This window comes from Rhodoferax sp. (genome assembly GCF_011391645.1).
In the GTDB taxonomy this organism is placed as follows: domain Bacteria; phylum Pseudomonadota; class Gammaproteobacteria; order Burkholderiales; family Burkholderiaceae_C; genus Rhodoferax.
Genome location: NZ_JAABQC010000026.1, coordinates 1 through 18,183, shown reverse-complemented (window position 1 = coordinate 18,183; position 18,183 = coordinate 1). Strand labels below are relative to the sequence as shown.

General features: G+C 62.4%; 17 protein-coding genes and 1 pseudogene. 5 read left to right on the top strand and 13 right to left on the bottom strand.

The features are described from left to right. Nucleotides 1-13: 13 nt before the first annotated feature. The 4 genes from GPS82_RS05380 to GPS82_RS05365 form a co-directional block, all read right to left on the bottom strand. Nucleotides 14-1,060: a cyclic nucleotide-binding domain-containing protein gene (locus GPS82_RS05380; protein WP_296491867.1), complete on the bottom strand. Its 1,047-nt coding sequence runs from the start codon at nt 1,058-1,060 to the stop codon at nt 14-16. A 203-nt stretch (nt 1,061-1,263) separates the two neighbouring features. Beyond that, a complete protein-coding gene (gene gap, locus GPS82_RS05375; protein WP_296491865.1) occupies nt 1,264-2,262 on the bottom strand; it encodes a type I glyceraldehyde-3-phosphate dehydrogenase in 999 nt (332 codons plus the stop codon). A gap of 41 nt (nt 2,263-2,303) precedes the next feature. Further along, nucleotides 2,304-4,364 (bottom strand): transketolase, encoded by a 2,061-nt coding sequence (gene tkt, locus GPS82_RS05370; RefSeq protein WP_296491863.1) that lies wholly within the window; start codon nt 4,362-4,364, stop codon nt 2,304-2,306. Nucleotides 4,365-4,732: 368 nt separating this feature from the next. Then, entirely contained in the window at nt 4,733-6,940 is a 2,208-nt protein-coding gene (locus GPS82_RS05365) for a PhoX family phosphatase (RefSeq protein ID WP_296491861.1), read from the bottom strand. A 261-nt stretch (nt 6,941-7,201) separates the two neighbouring features. On the opposite strand from GPS82_RS05365, the pseudogene GPS82_RS05360 reads away from it, so the two are divergent. Next, nucleotides 7,202-7,486 (top strand): annotated as a pseudogene (locus GPS82_RS05360) (chromate transporter); the annotation flags it as partial. Between the two features lie 187 nt (nt 7,487-7,673). Further along, nucleotides 7,674-8,741: an ethylbenzene dehydrogenase-related protein gene (locus GPS82_RS05355; protein WP_296491859.1), complete on the top strand. Its 1,068-nt coding sequence runs from the start codon at nt 7,674-7,676 to the stop codon at nt 8,739-8,741. A 151-nt stretch (nt 8,742-8,892) separates the two neighbouring features. Here GPS82_RS05355 and GPS82_RS05350 read toward each other — a convergent pair whose 3' ends face one another. From GPS82_RS05350 to GPS82_RS05340, 3 genes are all read right to left on the bottom strand, one after another. Further along, nucleotides 8,893-9,417 (bottom strand): Rrf2 family transcriptional regulator, encoded by a 525-nt coding sequence (locus GPS82_RS05350; RefSeq protein WP_296491857.1) that lies wholly within the window; start codon nt 9,415-9,417, stop codon nt 8,893-8,895. A gap of 344 nt (nt 9,418-9,761) precedes the next feature. Further along, nucleotides 9,762-10,838, bottom strand: a complete 1,077-nt coding sequence (locus GPS82_RS05345) for a PHB depolymerase family esterase (protein WP_296491855.1) — start codon at nt 10,836-10,838, stop codon at nt 9,762-9,764. Between the two features lie 49 nt (nt 10,839-10,887). Beyond that, nucleotides 10,888-11,313: a CopG family transcriptional regulator gene (locus GPS82_RS05340; protein ID WP_296491852.1), complete on the bottom strand. Its 426-nt coding sequence runs from the start codon at nt 11,311-11,313 to the stop codon at nt 10,888-10,890. Nucleotides 11,314-11,517: 204 nt separating this feature from the next. On the opposite strand from GPS82_RS05340, the gene GPS82_RS05335 reads away from it, so the two are divergent. Beyond that, nucleotides 11,518-11,952, top strand: a complete 435-nt coding sequence (locus tag GPS82_RS05335; RefSeq protein ID WP_296491850.1) for a phage holin family protein — start codon at nt 11,518-11,520, stop codon at nt 11,950-11,952. Then, nucleotides 11,949-12,386, top strand: a complete 438-nt coding sequence (locus GPS82_RS05330; RefSeq protein ID WP_296491848.1) for a hypothetical protein — start codon at nt 11,949-11,951, stop codon at nt 12,384-12,386. The genes GPS82_RS05335 and GPS82_RS05330 overlap by 4 nt, the downstream gene beginning before the upstream one ends. 83 nt (nt 12,387-12,469) lie before the next feature. On the opposite strand, the gene GPS82_RS05325 is transcribed toward GPS82_RS05330, so the two are convergent. The 5 genes from GPS82_RS05325 to GPS82_RS05305 all read right to left on the bottom strand — a co-directional run bounded on the left by GPS82_RS05325 (nt 12,470) and on the right by GPS82_RS05305 (nt 17,517). Beyond that, the gene (locus GPS82_RS05325) at nt 12,470-13,597 is read right to left on the bottom strand and encodes an ABC transporter permease (RefSeq protein WP_296491847.1); all 1,128 of its coding nucleotides are present in this window, start codon (nt 13,595-13,597) and stop codon (nt 12,470-12,472) included. After that, nucleotides 13,597-14,781 (bottom strand): ABC transporter permease, encoded by a 1,185-nt coding sequence (locus tag GPS82_RS05320; protein WP_296491844.1) that lies wholly within the window; start codon nt 14,779-14,781, stop codon nt 13,597-13,599. Before GPS82_RS05320 ends, GPS82_RS05325 begins: the two co-directional genes overlap by 1 nt. Nucleotides 14,782-14,835: 54 nt before the next feature. Beyond that, a complete protein-coding gene (locus tag GPS82_RS05315; protein ID WP_296491842.1) occupies nt 14,836-15,819 on the bottom strand; it encodes an efflux RND transporter periplasmic adaptor subunit in 984 nt (327 codons plus the stop codon). Between the two features lie 2 nt (nt 15,820-15,821). After that, nucleotides 15,822-17,216: a TolC family protein gene (locus GPS82_RS05310; RefSeq protein WP_296491841.1), complete on the bottom strand. Its 1,395-nt coding sequence runs from the start codon at nt 17,214-17,216 to the stop codon at nt 15,822-15,824. 100 nt (nt 17,217-17,316) lie between these two features. Further along, nucleotides 17,317-17,517, bottom strand: coding sequence for a CsbD family protein (locus tag GPS82_RS05305; RefSeq protein ID WP_296491838.1), 201 nt, complete (start codon nt 17,515-17,517; stop codon nt 17,317-17,319). A 176-nt stretch (nt 17,518-17,693) separates the two neighbouring features. Here GPS82_RS05305 and GPS82_RS05300 point away from each other — a divergent pair, with 176 nt between their 5' ends. Beyond that, nucleotides 17,694-17,822 (top strand): hypothetical protein, encoded by a 129-nt coding sequence (locus GPS82_RS05300; RefSeq protein WP_296491904.1) that lies wholly within the window; start codon nt 17,694-17,696, stop codon nt 17,820-17,822. A gap of 121 nt (nt 17,823-17,943) precedes the next feature. Here the strand turns inward: GPS82_RS05300 and GPS82_RS05295 are convergent. Then, nucleotides 17,944-18,183, bottom strand: a 240-nt coding sequence (locus tag GPS82_RS05295; protein ID WP_296491836.1) for a glutathione binding-like protein, incomplete at its 5' end; no start/stop codon positions are given.

Genomic DNA, 18,183 nt, shown 5'->3' with positions numbered 1-18,183 from the left:
CCTGCAGGCCCGGTCACAGCGCCGTGTTGTCCACCTCGTAAGGCCAGTCCTTGATGCCACCGGCCAGTGACAGGGCACGGATGCCGCGCTCGCGCAACAAAAAAGCCGCCGCGCTGCTGCGCCGACCGCTGCGGCAGTAAACAATGTAGGTGGGCTCCGGATCGATGGTAAACACGCCTTGCCGGCGCAAGGTATTCAGGGGCACCCATTGCGCCCCGGGAATACGGCTCTCCTCATACTCCATGTCATAGCGGCAATCGAGCAGCTTCACGCTACCTTCCCTGAGCAGGGTGTTGGCCCGCTCGGCACTCACCTCTTCCACCATGTTGGGCTTGAGCAACTCGTCGAAGTCGGTCTTTTTCAGCACCAGCAGGCGTCCGGGCGTGTTCATCCTGACGGTGGCAGTGCGGCTGCCGCCGAGCAGCAGCGCCTCTTCGCCAAAAGCGTCGGCATCACCCAGCACGGCCACCATGGTGGTCTCGTCACTCAGCGGATCGGTGATCCAGACCTCGGCCTCGCCTGACAGGATGATGAAATAGCTGTCACCCGGCTCGCCCTGGGTGACGATGGTCTCGCCGGCCACCACCGGCCGCTCCACCATGCGCTCAAACGCCTTCTGCACGTTCTCCAGGGGCACCTTGTGGAAAACCTTCAAGTGCCGCGCCATCGTGATGTTGCCAACCAGGCTGCTCCAGTCCAGCAATTCGTCAAGTTCATCGCCATCGATCGACAGGTACTCCGAATCGGCCAGCGCCTGCACGCGGGTATGGCTGCTGGCGGCACTGAGCAGCGAGAAACCCGGTCCGCTGGCACTGACACCAACGCGCCAGGCAAAGGTGTTCTGGCTGCCATCGGCCTCGATCCAGGTGCGACGGGCTTCGAGTTCACCCGAGAGCAGCACCAGGTGGTTCTTGAGCCCGTTGTCGGTGTCCGACAGATAACCTCCCGCCGCAGCCTGCCGCCGGGGCGTGCCTGCAAGAAGCGCCACCAGTTGCTCCTTGGGCAGGCGGGAAAACAGCGTGGTGGCACCCAGTCGCCTAGCCAACTCGGCATGGTTCATATCAGTCTCCAGAAATAGTTGTCTTGCATTCACCAGCCTGTCAGGGTAACGCCTTCGCTGGTTAGCCTGTCTCATATCGAGTGTAGCCAGCGCACACCGCCCGCCTGTTTGGCGACCGCGATGAACCATGTTGGTTTGACGACGACGGCGTGACACAAAAAAAGCGCCCGAAGGCGCCTCTTTTTTGGACCCACCAGGGCAGATTACTTGGCGACCACGCGCACCATGTCCAGGCACTTGTTGGAGTAGCCCCACTCGTTGTCGTACCAGGCGATCAGCTTGACGAAGGTGCCGTCCAGCGCAATGGAGGCATCGGCATCAAACACGCTGGTGCGGGTTTCGCCGCGGAAGTCGGTGGCCACCACTTTTTCGTCGGTGTAGCCCAGCACGCCTTTCATGGCGCCTTCAGACTGCGCCTTGATCTCGGCGCAGATTTCGGCCATGGTGGCACTGGTGTTGAGTTCAACGGTCAGGTCAACCACCGACACGTCGGAGGTGGGCACGCGGAACGACATGCCGGTGAGTTTCTTGTTCAGGTCAGGAATGACCACACCCACTGCCTTGGCAGCGCCGGTGCTGGAGGGAATGATGTTTTCCAGAATGCCACGGCCGCCGCGCCAGTCCTTGTTGCTCGGGCCGTCCACGGTTTTTTGGGTGGCGGTGGCCGCGTGCACGGTGGTCATCAGGCCGCGCTTGATGCCAAACTTGTCATGAATCACCTTGGCCAATGGCGCCAGGCAGTTGGTGGTACAGCTGGCGTTGCTGATGATGGCCTGGCCGGCGTAGGTTTTGTCGTTCACGCCGAAAACAAACATCGGGGTGTCGTCTTTGGAAGGAGCCGAGAAGATGACCTTTTTGGCGCCTGCCGCAAGGTGCTTTTCGCCACCCGCCTTGTCCAGGAAAATGCCGGTGGATTCGATCACGATGTCGGCGCCGACCTCGTTCCACTTCAGGTTGACCGGGTCTTTCTCTTGCGTCAGGCGAATTTTTTTGCCGTTGACGATGAGCGTGTTGCCGTCCACCGACACCTCGCCCTTGAAGCGACCGTGCACTGAGTCATATTGCAGCATGTAGGCCAGGTAAGCAGGCTCCAGCAGGTCGTTGATGGCCACCACTTCGATGTCCTGGAAGTTTTGCAGGGCTGAGCGCAACACGTTGCGTCCGATGCGGCCAAAGCCGTTGATACCAATCTTGATCGTCATACTTTTCTCCAGAGGTTAAAAAAAACGAATACCGAAACTTGTCACTTGCGCAGCACTTGCTCCACTGTGTCAGCCACATTTTCGGGCAAAAAGCCAAAGTGCTTGAAAAGCATCGGCGCGGGCGCCGATTCACCAAAGCTGTCAATGCCGACCACGGCCGCGCAGCCGTATTGCCACCAACCGCCACTGACACCCATTTCCACTGCAATGCGCGGCACGCCCGCGGGCAACACAGCCGTCTTGTAGGCCGTATCCTGCGCATCGAAGGTGGTGGTGCTGGGCATCGACACCACACGCACGGCAATTTTGCGCTCGGCAAGCAGTTCTTGCGCCTTGAGCGCCAACGGCACCTCGGAGCCAGTCGCTATGATCACTGCCTGCGCCTTTTTTTTCAGGCCCACCTCGGTCGGCTCGGCCAACACATAGGCGCCCTTGCTGATGTCGCCCAGGCTCGCCTTGGGCGCGTAGTGAATGTTTTGGCGCGAGAGCAGCAAGGCCGTCGGTTTGGACTTGTTTTGCAGCGCCACGGCCCAGGCCACGGCGGTCTCGGCGGTGTCGCCCGGGCGCCACACGTCAAGGTTGGGGATCAGGCGCAGGGACGCCGCGTGCTCGATCGACTGGTGGGTGGGTCCGTCCTCGCCCAGGCCGATGCTGTCGTGGGTGAACACATGCACCACGCGCAGCTTCATCAGCGCGGCCATGCGGATGGCGTTGCGGCTGTAGTCGCTGAAGGTGAGGAAGGTGCCGCCATAGGGAATGTAGCCGCCGTGCAGCGCCACACCGTTCATGATGGCGGCCATGCCGAATTCACGCACGCCGTAGTTGATGTGGCGGCCACCGTTGCCGATGCCGCTCAATGAGTCAAAGCGCAACGCTGGCGTGCTCTTGGTGTTGGTGAGGTTGGAGCCGGTCAGGTCGGCTGAGCCACCCAGCATTTCGGGCAACGCTGCAGTAAAGGCTTCGAGCGCGAGCTGGCTGGCCTTGCGGCTGGCCACGGTCTCGGCCTTGGTGTGCGCCGCCACGGCGGTGTCCACCGCCACCTGGGCGAAGTTTTTGGGCAGGTCGCCCTTCATGCGGCGCAGCAGCTCCTTGGCCAATGCCGGGTGCGCGGCCTTGTAGGTGGCAAATTTGTCGTTCCAGGCTTTCTCACGCGCGCTGCCGGCAGCTTTGGCGTCCCAGGCGGCATAGATGTCCTTGGGAATCACGAACGGGCCGTGCGGCCAGCCAATGGCTTCGCGGGTGAGCTTGATTTCTTCAGCGCCCAGAGGTTCGCCGTGCGCTTTGGCAGTGCCGGCGCGGTTGGGTGAGCCGGCGCCAATGGCGGTCTTGCAGATGATCAGCGTGGGTTTTTCGCCGGACAGTTTGGCCTCGGCAATGGTCTGCGCCACCAGCGCGGCGTCTTGCCCGTTGATGGGCCCTAGCACGTTCCAGCCATAAGCCACAAAACGCAGCGCGGTGTTGTCGATGAACCAGGGACTGACCTGGCCGTCGATCGAGATGCCGTTGTCGTCGTAAAGGGCAATCAGCTTGTTGAGCTTCCAGGCGCCGGCCAGCGCGCAGGCCTCGTGGCTGATGCCTTCCATCAGGCAGCCGTCGCCCATGAAAGCGTAGGTGTGGTGATTCACCACGTCCAGGTCGTCGCGGTTGAATTCTGCGGCCAGCAGCTTTTCAGCCAGCGCCATGCCCACCGCATTGGTGATGCCCTGGCCCAGCGGGCCGGTGGTGGTTTCGACGCCGGGGGTCACGTCCACTTCGGGGTGGCCCGGCGTCTTGCTGTGCAATTGACGGAAATTCTTCAATTCCTTGATCGGCAGCTTGTAGCCCGTGAGGTGCAGCACCGAGTACAGCAGCATGGAGCCGTGGCCGTTGGAGAGCACAAAACGGTCGCGGTCCAGCCAGTGGGGGTTGGCCGGGTTGTGCCTGAGGTGGCTGCCCCACAGCGCCACCGCCATGTCGGCCATGCCCATGGGCGCGCCGGGGTGGCCGGAGTTGGCAGCCTGCACCGCGTCCATGCTCAGGGCGCGAATGGCGTTGGCCATGTCGGCCGGGCTCACGGCGCGCAGCGCCTCGGTGGCGGGAGGGTTCTGGATGGATTCAGCCATGGAAAAAATGCCTCGAATGGATTGAACGAAAAAAAGAGCCAGCGCGGGAAGAACGTCGTCATTGCCAACGCTGTGAAGCAATCCATGACCTTTGGCTGCGTGGACTGCCACGCGTGGCGCGCAGTGACGGGTACAGGTTCAAGGCTTGTGGGCGGTGGCGGGCCGGATTCAGCGGGCTCGCAATGACCGTGCTCTTTCATACATGGCTGGAATTGTAGGCATGTTTCCCTGAAGCTTTGTAACGCCCTCGGGCAGGCCAACAACATCCGCAGGCGGGTGACCAATAAAAAGCCCGGCCCCCTTGCGGGAACCGGGCAAAGCGGCGGGGCCGCGATCAACTTCGAGTTATGGGCTGAGGTGTCAACGCATCAGGTGCCGATCTTGCCGCCGTCGTTCTTGGTGATCACGATGGTGGCCGAACGTGGCCGCTTGCCGGCGCCGTAACCGGCGTTGCCGGGCCACTGGCTGGTGTACTTGCTCGGGTCGGCAATATTGGCCTGGGCTGTGGTTTCGCCGGGGTGCTGGATGTTGATGAACATCGCCTTGCCGTCGGGCGTTTCGCACAGGCCGGTGATCTCGCTGCCCACAGGGCCGACCAGGAAGCGCTTGAGCTTGTCCTCGCCGGGGGCTTTGCCCACGTAGGTATCCACGCTTAATGTCGTCTTGTCAGCCTTGGTATAGCTCAGCGTTTTCTTGCCGCCATCACCCACGGTGCCCGGCAATGCGGCCAGCATCATGCAGTTGGTGACGTCGGTGTAGGCGCCGTCGTCGGTCTGGATCCACATGATGCCAGTTGACGGGCTGAACACCAGGCCGTCGGGGCTGGAAAAGTCCTGGTCGTCGGTCAGGCTGGACAGGTTGACGGTACCCGGTGCTGCGCTGGATTCGGTGCCGAACACATACACGTCCCAAGCAAAGCTGGTGGCGGCGTTGCCCGTCGTGCCTTCCTTCAGGCGCAACACATGGCCGTTGGGGTTGCCGGTTTGCGTGCTGCTGCCATTCTTGATGTCGCTGTAAACGCGCGGGTTGGCGCTGTCGGGTGCCGCCTGGCTGCTGTTGGCGGGCTCAAGCCGGCGGTTGCTGTTGTTGGTCAGGGTGAAATAGATTTCACCGTTGGCCACGTTGGTCGAGCACCACTCCGGGCGGTCCATTTTGGTGGCGCCCACGGCGTCGGCCGCCAGACGCGAGTTGACACAGATGTCGGCCTGGTCGGCAAAGGCGTAAGTGGCGTAGCCCGAGATCAGCGGGTTGCCGGTGGTCAACTCGATCCAGCTGCCGGTGCCGTCGCTGTTGAACTTGGCGACATACAGTTTGCCGGCGTCGAGGTAGGTGTCACCGGTGGTGATGCGGTCGGCTGGGTTCGCGTCGGCGGCGACCCAAGTCTTGGTGGACACGAACTTGTAGATGTACTCGCCGCGCGAATCATCACCCATGTACACGGCCAGCGGTTGACCTGCCACCGGCTTGCCGAAAGCTGCACTTTCGTGGGCAAAACGGCCCAGGGCGGAGCGCTTGCGTGCAACCTTTGCCTTGTCATAGGCGTCGATTTCGACGATGTAGCCCTGTCCGTTCATCTCATTACGGTAGTCGTCGGAGGCCGCACCACTACCCTGGCTGATGTTCCAACGAACGTACTTGTCGTCGCTGCCGGCCGATTCCCAGCCATGGCGTGATGCTGCGCCCTGGCCGCGGCCATAACGCTTGAGCGCCACCACACTCTTGTCAGCGCGGGTCGCATCGTCCGTGGCGCTGCGGGTAAAGTAACCCGCCCAGTTCTCTTCGCCTGTCAAAAAGGTGCCCCAGGGCGTCTTGCCGGTGCCACAGTTGTTCAGCGTGCCGCGGGTTTTGGTGCCGTCGGGCGAATACTTGGTGACCATCAGGGCGCTGCCGCGCGCCGGGCCAGTGATCTGCATGTTGTCGCTGAGCGCGGTCAGGCGGAAATTCAAGCGCGATGCCGGCACTATGGCCCATTTTTTTCCGGTTTTCTTGACTTCGACCACCGAAACGCCGTGAATGGCCGTTTCCTTGTCCACTTCAGCCGCCGGGCGGGGCAGGGTGCTGGTGCCGCCGTTGGCATGCAGGAAGAATGAGCTGAGCTTTTCGTCGGTGGTGGCTTCGTGGTTCACGGCCAGCAAGCCGTGGTCCACGGACGACTGTGAGGGTTTGCCTGATTTGTCCAGACCAAACCATTCCATGCCGTCATGGTGGTCGCCAGCGCGGTTTTCATAGTCGGTGTCGGTACCGTCGTTCTTGTAGGCCGACGTGCTCCCCGTCAGTGGGTCGCCCAAGGCGTAGAGCACGCTGGCGGTATAGCCGGTTGGCACGATCACGGCGTCAGCCAGGCTCTTGGCAACCGCCTTGAAAGCCAGCTTGCCTGCGGCCGTGGCGGCAGGCTGCGCGGCAGCGGCTGCGCCACTGGCGGCCAGTCCGGCAGCGCCCAGCATCACGGAACCGACGCCGCCCACACCACCGAGCAATACGCCACGGCGGCTCAGGCGCGCTTGCAGCACCGCGTCAAAACTCGGGTTGTTGCTGGTGTTGGAGTTTTCGTCGTTGAAGTCAATTGGGTTGGTCATAAGGGTTTTCGTGATGAGTTGGAATGCAAGAATTGCTCGCCGGGGAAGCTTAATGACGCATCGTGACGGTTCCGTGAAACCTGCATGAACATTCCGTGACACAGCCGTCCGTGTGGGCTGGAAGTTGCCCAGCAGCCGGGCGATCGTGGCGTGGTGGTGATCTGGCATGGCTGGGTATGATTTGAAATCAGATGAAACAGACTTTAACCAACTTCACAAGCCCTGTCGCAGCAAGAAAGTGACGGCATGACCCCCCGCCTGGAGTTCGTCATACAACGGCGCTGGTTGACCGAACGCAGCTACGCCGACCTGGTGGCGCTGTGCCAGTTTTTGCCGGGGCCGGCCAGCAGCCAGGTTGGCATGGCATTGGGCTTGTCGCGCGCTGGCTACAGCGGTGCGCTGGCCGCCTGGGCTGGCTTTACGCTGCCGTCGGCCTTTGTCCTGATCCTGTTTGCGCTGGGTATTTCCAAGTATGGCGATGCCGTGCCAGCCGGCGCGCTGCATGGCCTCAAGGTGGTGGCGGTTGCGGTGGTGGCGCGGCGGGTTGGCTTTTGAGTGTCATTTTGTAACACCCTCATGGTCAGGCCCGGACTGCATTTCTTTGATTTAGATCAAATCATGGCCTGAGGCGAAGCCTAAACTGCACTCCATTCTTCTTTGCCCGGAGCCTCGCGCACCATGGCTGAGGTCAACGTTTTTGACAAAGAGAATATTTAAAACCTGGAGCATGAACATGAAGTTAAAAGTATTTTCCGCAGCGATGGCGACAGCTTTGCTGGCCCTGACCGGTTGCCAATCCGTGCAAGAGCCGGCATCGCCCGATTCTTTGGTTGCCACATTCACAAGCACTGCACCCAACCCGGAAGCCGGCGCTGCCGACCCGGTGTGGTCCAAAGCCAAGCCTGTGTCGGCTGAGTTGACCGGTGGCGTCAACTTTGGCGCCAAGCCAGGCGCAAAAGGTGAAAGCGTCGTCACCCTCAAGGCGGCCTATACCGCTGACATGCTCTACATGCTGATCCAGTACAAGGACCCAACCAATTCGATCCGCCGCGGGCCGTTCCAGAAACAGGCCGATGGATCCTGGAAAAAGCTCAAGGACCCGGCTGACAAGGGTGGCGATGACAACGTGTATTACGAGGACAAGTGGGCCATGATCTGGCCGGCCAACGCGGCGACCGCCGTGCAGTTTGACAAGGAAGGCTGTGCCATGGCCTGCCACGAAGGTCAGACCAAGCCCTACGGCAACAAGTACACCAATCAGCCAGGCCAGATTCTGGACATGTGGCACATGAAAGGCCAGCGCACCGGCCCCTTGGGATTTGTGGATGACCAGTACACCGACGACACGCGTTATGACCCCAAGACCGCACCCAACGCCGGCCGCAAGGGCGATCCGGGGCCAGTCGGCGGCGAATACACCAACATCGCGCTGGTCGATGGCAAACCGGCATTCATGGACCGTGCTGCCAAGGCCACCAATGCCGGCGGCAACTTCTACATCAAAAAAGGCGACCAAGTGCCTTTTGATGACAGCAAGTTCAAGGTGGGCGATGAAGTGGCCTCGATCATCATCAACCCGCTGACTGGCACCGACCGCGGTGACGTGCGAACAGCAAACACCTATGCCAACGGCATGCACACCTCGGTGGTGAGCCGCAAGCTGGTGACTGGCAGCAAGTTCGACGTGCAGTTTGCCGACATGAGTGCGCGTTACGGGTTTGGCTTTGCCGCATTTGACAATGCACAGGTGCGCCACGCCACGTCAGACGACACGATGTACCTGGTATTTGCCAAGAAATAAGGCCTGAGCGGGGAGTGGCCTGGCTCGTGGCCACCTCCCCGGCCCCAGCGTGTTGGGTAGCCCGCACGTCAGTGCAACCGGGGTTGATGGGCTGCTTAGCCGGGCTCGCAATGACGATGTTCTTTTATCGCTAACGAGCTTCGTGCCGGGTTCAGCCAAGTGTCCGTGTCGACCGACCCAGTGCAAACACCGAGTTGGGCACATCGGGATTGATGTGCAGTTGGGCCGGCTTTTTGAAAACCCCCCGGTTTGGCAAAGGCTTTTGCTCAATCTTGACACCCGTGGCCAACTGGTCGAGCACCAAGCTCTTCAAAGTGACCGACTGGGTGAAATGCAGCACCCGGGCGTTCATGGCGTCCCACAGGCCTTGCGTCATGTCTTGCGCCGATGAAGCGTCTTGCTGTTTTGTTTTTGATGGCTCATCTTCAACGGCGCAGAGGATGTCTGCCACCGTGATGCCATCAAGCCGGCCGCCCAGTGTGTAGCCACCACCCGGGCCGCGGATGCTGGTGACCAGCCCCTGCAGGCGCAGCTTGCTGAACAACTGCTCCAGGTAGGACAGCGAGATTTGCTGACGCGACGCGATGTCGTTCAGCGGTACCGGTCCGTGCGCTTCCCGCAAGGCAACGTCGATCATCGCCGTCACTGCAAAACGGCCTTTGGTGTTTAAACGCATGTCGAATACTCCTGCTGGTGCACTGAATTGCAAATGGGCCGCGGCCTAACGCAAGCCGAAAAATGACAGGGCTGCGAGAACAATGACAACCAGGCCGACGATGTAAATGATGCTGTTCATGAATTGCCTCTTTTATGGATGTTGATAAATGCTGGGGCACCGCGTTTCTTGGTGGAGCCCACAGGTTTTCGGCCTCCATTGCAACGCCCATGGACAGATGTGTCAGTGCGCCAGCCCACACAATTGCAAATTGCCATGCACTGGCTGGTGCGGGGAACTGTGCACGGTGACCAGCATTCCTGCGCTGTCGTTACTGCGGGTCTGACAGGCGCACCCCGGGGCCGTCAGGCCCGCTGCTCGAAAAAGAAGCGCAGCATCTCAAGCGTGGCGTCGGGCCCGCTGCCGTCGGTGTAAGAACCCTTGGCGGAGCCGCCCGACCAGGCGTGCCCGGCCCCATGCACCAGCCAATGTTCAGTCGGGACGCGGCCGTGGCCTGCAAGGCGGGTGGAACGGGTATACCCCCGACCGCTGGCCGACACGCCCTGCTCCACCCGGGGGCCGCTTGTGCCGCTGCCCTTCACCGCAGCAATCACCTGCTCGCCATTGCGCGGGTTCACCGTGGTGTCTTGGTCGCCATGGAACACGATGGTCGGCACGGTGGTCTGGGGCCGCCGGGCGACCTCCGTTGCCTTGCCCGCGCCGCGCTCACCTCCTCGCGTGACGATGCTCAACTCGCCGCTTCTCATCACCATGAAGGCCTCGCTCATGTTGCTGGCGGCGCCGGTCGGCATGCCGGAGTGAACCCCGACCGCGGCAAAAATCTCGGGGTAGGCTGCGGCCACAATCGCCGCCATTGCGCCCCCGGCCGACAAGCCGGCGATGAAGACTCGCTTGGGATCAATGCCATGTTGCTTGATCACCGCCTGTGTCATGCTGGCGATCAAAGCCGGTTCACCCTGCCCGCGTTGCTGGTGGTTGTGCTCGAACCAGTTCCAGCACAGTGACGGGTTGGCGTCTTGTGACTGCTCCGGGTACAGCACGCAGAAGCCCTGCTCGCAGGCGCGCTGATTCATGCCGGTGCCAACGGCGAAGTCGTCCGGATTCTGGGTGCAACCATGCAGCATCACCACCAGCGGCATCAGGCGACCGCCTTGGCCCGGCGGTGTGTAGAGCTTGAAGCGGCGCGTCAGGGTGCCGTGCGTGTGAGTGCCTGAGGTGAACGCACCGGTGGCGGCTGGCGCAGACGCATCGCCCTCAAAACCAACGCCTTTCATTTCCAGCGGCCAATTGCTTGCGCTGGCACCGCCACCCGCGCTTGAGCCGCGCAGTGCGCGCTGGATGGCAGCGGTGGCTTCATTCAATTGGCCGGCTTGCGTCAGCTGGGTGGCTTCGCGCATCAGGTTCTGGACGTTATCGTTCATGTGATCTTTCTCGGGGGGTATTCAATGGGTAATGGTTGGACAGGTGCGCTCAGCGCAGGCGGCCGGCCAGCGCGGCTTTGACCGCCGGGCTGGCCTGCAGCGCGCCCAGCACATCCAGCGAGGCGATGGTGGCCAGCGCCAGCTCAGGCGTCACGTCAGGCGAGATCACAGCCAGGCCCAGCACCCGGATTTGCAGCGTCTGCTGGGCCGCCTGCACGGCGCGCAGGTCATCGGCACTGAAATGCTGCAGGCCCAGCACCAGCATCTTGCGCGCAATCACCTGTTTCACCACCTCCGAATGGGCGCTGAGCTGGTTGCGAATGGCGGTGCGGATGAGGTCGGTGCGGTTGCTGTAGAAGCCCTCCGAGACCAGCAGGTCAATGTGTCCCAGGTCTACAAAGCCGAGGTTGATGGTGATCTTTTCAGACTCGGACAATCTGGACTTGGCCGGGTCGGTGGCGGTTTTTTGTGTCATACCTCCATCCTAGCACCATCCAAGCGGATGGTAGAAATACAGCAAAACTAACTTTGTCAGCGCTTTGTTTGTTGACGCACAGACAGCCTTGCAACAGGAAGACTACATTTCTCCGGCGCGGGTTGATCAATCGATCTGCCGGCTGTACCCAGCAACCACCGCACCTTCCACCCTTAACGCGTCACTGACGCTCAGGAGCTCACCATGTCCGAAGACCTTCGTGCCCAGCCATGGTTTCGTGCCTTCCAGAAGGTGATGGCGGAATTGCCCGGGCTGGTGAGTGACCGGCTGGAATTGCTGGCGCTGGAACTGCAGCGCGCCGGCCGCAGCCTGGTGCAGATCATGGCGCTGGTCATGGCGACGGCCATTCTGGGCACCGCGGCCTGGCTGGCGTTGTGCAGCGGTCTTGGCCTGACGCTGGTCGCACAAGGCTTGTCCTGGCCATTGGCTTTGCTGGCCGTGCTGCTGGTCAACTTGGCGCTGGCCTGGGCGGCCGTGTCGCGGGTGCGCCGGCTGCTGGCCAGCCTGGGCCTGCCCGCCACGCGGCGCCACCTGGTGTTCGGGGCCAAGGCCGGAACGGCGGCTGGCGTTGCGCTGAACCGCCAGCCATTCACCAACAGATCCGAGGGCAGGCCATGACTCCGAATCAGCTACCGGCAGCTTTGCCTGTCGCCGACCTCGACACCCAAATTGAACAGCTCGAGCGGCGACTGGTCGCCCGCGAAGCCTGGATTCAATCCGCTGCCGAGTCACTCGCCCGCAGGGCACAGCTGGCGGTCACGCCAAAGCCATGGGTGTTGCCAGTGGCGGGCGTCGGCATGGTGTTGTGGCTGGGTTGGCGCCTGTGGCACCGCCCGGTGCCAGCGCGGCAAGTCATCGTTCATGCACCGGCAAAGCCCGCAGAGCGACCCATCGACGGGATCGCAGACCTGCCCTGGGCCGGCCTGACGGCGCTGGGCTGGCCGCTGGCGCCAGTGGCGTGGCAAGAGCGTCTCAGCCCTGCCGCTGCCGCAACCGTGGTGAGCACGGTGCTGTCGATCGGGCGGCGGCTGTTACGCCGGCGCGTTCGCTGATTGCCATCCCAAGAGGAGCGTCTTAGGGGGCCACAAGGATTTGATTGGCTAAAAACGCCATCTCCTTGAATTTTCGGATTCAGTCATTGGTGCGGGCGCACCACCCGCAGCAACACCCCACCCGCCACCAAGGTCAACCCGCACAACACGGCCAGCAGCCCCATCACATCGTCCAGCGGAGCGCCCATCTGGTTGAGTTTGAGTGAGGCCTGAATGCCAGCGGTGCTGGGAAACACCCAGCGCAAGGTTTGCAACACGTCTGGCAAGGCTTCTGCGGGCCAGGAAAAGCCCGACACAAAAATAACCGGCAAAGCGGTGAACAGCAGCACCTGCAAGGCCCGTTCACGGTTGCCAAACCACACCCCAAGCAAGGCCCCCAAGGTGCAAATGGCCGGAACGTAACAAGCCAGCAGCCACAAGGCACCGCCTGGGTTGGCGCCACGGGGGAAATCCTGCAGCGCAAATATCCAGCCAAAGTACAGCAAGCCACTGGCATAACCCACCGTGGAAAAGGCCAGCAAGCGGCCGAGCCAGGTCGCGGCGTCAGCCCGCAGTTGCCCGGTTTCGGCCCACAGGCCCACCAGCATGCCAACGCCCATCAGCAGGGTTTGCTGGATGATCAACAGGGCCACCGCTGGCACCACATAACTGCCATAGCCTTCGGTGGGGTTGAACAAGGCCACCATTTGGGTGCTGATCGGGTTGCGGGTGGCCCGGGCTTGGCGTGCGCCCTGGCCACCCGCCTGCAGCTTGGCGATTTCAACACCGGCTGACACCGTGCCCACCACCTCAGAAAACCCTGTGAGCACCGCCTTGCTCAGCAGCGTGTAACTGCCGTTGCCCTGCACCATGACCACCGCCTGGCTATTGCGCAGCACATGGCGTTTAAGGTCTGGTGGCAGCACGGCGTAGCCCTCAATCTCACCGGCCCATAAAGCTTGTTGCGCCTGGCGTTCATCACCCGTGACCAGACGCACCTGCAGGCGTGGACTGGCTTGGGCAAATCGCGTGATCTGACGCGACAGGTTGCTGTGGTCCAGATCCACCACCGCCACAGCCACACGGGTGACCGCCTGGGTGGCATAGGGCCAGGGATAAAAAAATCCGTAAAGCAATGGCGCCAACCCCATGATGAGCAGCACGCCTTTGTCACGCGCAATGGTGCCCAGGGTACCGGCCCAGGCTTGCAGCAGGCGACGAATGGCCTGCATCAGCGCCCACCCCAGCGCCGGGGCTGACCCACAGCGCGCACCAGCCACCACGCAGCACACACGCCCAGCACCAGCAACGCCGCCAGCAAGCCCGCCAGCACCGGTGCCGAATCGCGCAGCGGCGCCGCCATTTGCAACTGGGCAATCTGCAGGCGCACATAGTGGGTGTAAGGCAAGCTTTCGGCCCAGGCCCGTGCCAGCGGGGGCATCGACTGCAACGGAAACCCGACCCCGCTGAACGCAAAAGCCGGTGCGGTGATGAAGCCGGTGGCTGACAGCGCCGTGCGCAGCGACAGGCTGGCGGCTGCAACCACAGCCCCCATCATCAGTGACAGCCCCAAAAAGGCCAGCAAACCCACCGACACCCACGCCAGCGAGCCCGGTGGATGCCAGCCCCGCCCCCAGGTCAAGCCCAGCAGGCTGCCCACCCCCACCAGTCCAAGGCTGGCCCACGGCCAGCTCAACTTGCCCAGCAGCGCGGCCCCGGCCTGTGCCCAACTGGGTTGTGCGCCCAGCCATTGGCCCAGGGTGGCATCACGCAGCTCGCGGCCCACCGCCCAGGCCCCGGCGGTCATGGCCAAAATGTGCAACAAAGCCGGAATCAGCGCCGCTGCCAAAAACTGCTCGTAGTTGCCAGACACGTTGAACAGCGCCACCAGCTGCGCCTGGATCGGCTCCATGGCCACGCGGGTGCTGAGCTGGGCTTGGCCGCGTTTGCCGCGCGCCGCCATTTCCACCCCCGCCGACAAGGTGGCCACGGCGGTGCGCACATCGCGCTGGATCAGGCCCGAATGGGTGCCCAGCTGCGCGTTGTGCAACAAGGTCACGTGGGCCGGCTGCCCGAGCTTGATGCTGCGGGCAAAGTCCGGCGCAATGGTCACCACCGCATACACCTCGGTGCGCCGCAGGGCGGCACTGGCCTGGGCCGTGTCGCTGTAGTTGTTGACCAGTTTCAAGCCAGGTGTGGCAGCCAGAAAACGCTGCAACTGGCGCGACAGGGCCGAGTGGTCCTGGTCCAGCACACCAATGGGCAACTGCTGTGGCAAGCCCGCTGAGAACACCCACCAAATCCAGCCGCAGGCCAACAGCGGCACCCAGGTGACCATGGCCAGGTCCCACGCACTGTGCCGCAGCCGCACGGCTTCGCGCCGGGCGCTGCTGGCAAAAACGCTGAGCAATGTCATGGCGTCTGACTCATGCCGTGCAACCTGGACTGGCGTGTCGATGGGTGTCGCGGCCTATTGCACCAGCACACTCATGCCGGGGCGCGCGCCATCAATCACTGCCAGGGGCCGCGCCTTGACTTCAAAAGTGCGGACATCAAAGCCCTGACCGGCCCGGGTGGCCCGCCAGGTGGCAAAGTCAGGCATCACCGCGCTGTAAAACACCTTGAAGCGGACCTTTTTATTGGCCAGTGCGGGCAGCACGGCATCAAATTCGGCGTCTTTGGCAAACCGTTGCAAGCGGTCTTCCCGCACGTTGAGCACCACCCACTGGTCTTTCAAATCAACCACAGTCACCACGGCCACCCCTTGCACCGACAACTCGCCCACTTTGGCCAGCACCTTGGCCACCTCACCGGCCACCGGGCTTTTGAGCTCGGTCTCGGACTGGGCGGCCTGCGCCTCGGCCACCACACCGGCCACCTGGCGCGCCTGTGCATTGGCGGCGGCCTGATCTTCGGGGCGGGCACCGGCGCGCGCCAGGTCGTACTGGGCCCGCGCGGCGAGCGCCTGGTCGCGCGAGGTCGTGAAATTGGTGCGGGCCTCGTCGCCCTTTTGCTCAGCCACCAATCCTTCTTTGGCCAGACCATCGATGCGGCGGAACGAGGTTTCAGCCAGTTCGGCGGCCGCCTGGGCGCGTTGCCACTGCAGCCGTGCCATCTCCAGTTCTTGCGGACGTGCGCCGTTGTTGGCTTTGTCGGCCAGCGCTTGCGCCGCCTGCTGCGCGGCGGTGGCTTGCGCCAGTTTGGCGGCCACTTCGGGGCTGTCGGTGCGCATCAGCGTGCCACCTACCACCACTTGTTCGCCTTCTTTTACCAACACCTGGGCAATACGCGCCGTCACTTTGGGCGCAATATCGGTTTCGGTGGCTTCCATCTGGCCCTGAAACACCTCGGGTGCGGGCTGGCTGGCGCGCCACATCCCATAGCCCAACAGCGCCACCACGGCCACAGCCACCACGCCCCACACCAGGGGTTGGACTGAACTGGTTTTTTTCATGATCAATCAACCCTCACATCCGCCCTGCTGGCGTAAGCACTGAACTGTTCCGACAAACCGCAACTCTCCAGCAGGTTGGCAAGCGCGTAAACATAGTCATAGGCCACCTGGGCACGCTCGGTTTCCACCTTGGCCAGGTTGACATCGGCGTCCATCAGCTCCAGCGCGGTGCCGGTACCCGCACGCAGTGCCGCCGTGCGCAAGCGCAACACCTCTTTGGCCAGCACCACGCCGGGCTCGGTGGCTAAAAACTGCTGGCGGGCCTGCTCCAGCGTGCGCCAATTTTTCTCCACCAGCAAGGTGATGTCGCTGCGGGCCTGGCGCTCGGTGTGGGCCACCTGCTCAATCTGTTTGATGGAGGCGGCTGACAAGGCATCGCGGTCGACCGAGTCAAACAGCGTCCAGCGCACGCTGACACCGCCCACCCAATCGGCATCGCGCATCGCGAGTTCGCGCTGCCCGAACGCAAACACCTGTGGCTTGCGCAAGCCTTCCTGGCCGTGGTGCAGTTGCTCTGCCTGGGCCTGTTTGGCCGCCACCTTGGCCAAACCCGGGTGGCGCGCCAGCGCGTTGTCCAAAAAATGCGCCATCGGTTCCACGGGCTGCGTCAGCACAAACAGCGGGGTGGAAAGTGGCCCCACCGCGCTGGAGTTGACCATGTGCGCGACGGCCACCGCAGCCAGCTCAGCATCACTTTGCGCCTTTTTGGCGTTGCGCCGGGCCTCTTCATACGCGGCCTGCGCCTGGAGACGCTCCACGCGCGAGACCACGCCCGCTGCCAGCATCTTGGCCGTGGCGGCATCGTGCTGCGCTATGTCGTCCAATGCCGCTTGGCGCAAGGTGGCCGCTTTGGCGGCAAGCTGCGCACCAAAATACCGCTGCACCAGCAGCGTGGCCACCTCATGCCCGGTTTTGTCGGCATCGGCACGGGCTTCATCGGCCTGCGCCTGCACAAACGCCCGCGCGGCTTCGTTCGCACCGCCGGTGTAGATTGGCCAGACGGCTGAAACCGACTGGGTGGTGCCGGTGTCAGAGCGGTTAAAGCTGTAATTGGACGGGAACTGCGGCAGTGGAATGTGCAGGCTTTGCAACGGAATCGCCAGTTGCTGGCCAATCTGCGCCAAGCTCTGGTTGACAGGGTCGAGGTTGAAGTTCAGATTCAGGTTGTAGGCGTAAGCCGAGGCCGACAAACTCACGACCGGCCCGCCAAGCCCTTGCAGCGCTCGCGCCTGAAGCACTTTGCTGTCCAAACCGGCTTGCGCGGCGGCCAACTGGTCTGACCCGTTCGTGACACGCGCCAAGGCAGACTCGAAACTCATGCCTGACGTTTGTGCCTGGGCCGAGCCGCAGGCAGCAAGGAGTAGCCAGATACAAAGCTTGCGCCGGCGCGGTGTCATGAAGCAGAAGGGCGCTGAAGGGATTGCCACACGTTGCTGTCGGACGCCGCACACATGCCGTGACTGTCTTGTCCTGCGCCGGTATCAAATATCAAGAATGCTATTTCAGTGCGTCCTGCACCGCATCGCGGGCATCTTTGACAACTTCCTTGGCATCGCCTAAGGCCTTTTGGGCCTTGCCTTCTACCTTCAGCTTGGTGCCTTTGGCTTCTTGCGATTTGCTGTCGACCAGCTTGCCGGTGGCTTCCTGTACTTTGCCAGCGATGTTCTTTGCCTGGCCCTTGACTTGGTCTTTGTTCATGAGGTTTCCTTTTGTGTGAGGTGCATAAGTGCAATCACGAGCCTGATGTCAGGCCCAAACGCAGATTAGCCAAGGGCGCGCGCTTCGTCGGTGCGCTTGCATACATAGCCGCGCTCATGGCGCGGCGGTTTGGCCACGCCTGTGACCCCGCCTGCAACGGTCAGGACTTTGGCGAAATGGGCAATTCAATCAAGAAAAGCGAACTGATTCGCGCGGGCATCAAGGCATTGGCGGCCATGTCGGACGCCAATTTTTTGAAGGCCCTTCTTGCCGTTCCAGCCATCAAAACCGGGCGACCAGCCTAAGACTAAAGTGCAGCGGATTTGCTAGGCGACAGCCCCGGGAAATTTCAGCCGGTTGCGGTTCTGTCCGGGATCACGCAATTCTTGTCAATGATGCAGTTTTTGACAGCGCCCGCACTGCTGATTACGACATCATGACTGGCCCGCCTTTGGCCACGGCGCGCTGATAGGCCGGGCGCGCTGTCATGCGCGCCTTATAAGCGGCCAGCCTCGGAAAGCGCGCCGCCTCGGCGCCCCGCGCCAGCGCCGCTTCAACCGCAAAACTCATTTGAAAGTCGGCAATGCTAAGTTGCTGGCCCGCAAACCAGACATGGCGTTCCAGGTGCGCCTCCATAAAGTCCAACGCGGTCGCAATATTCGGATC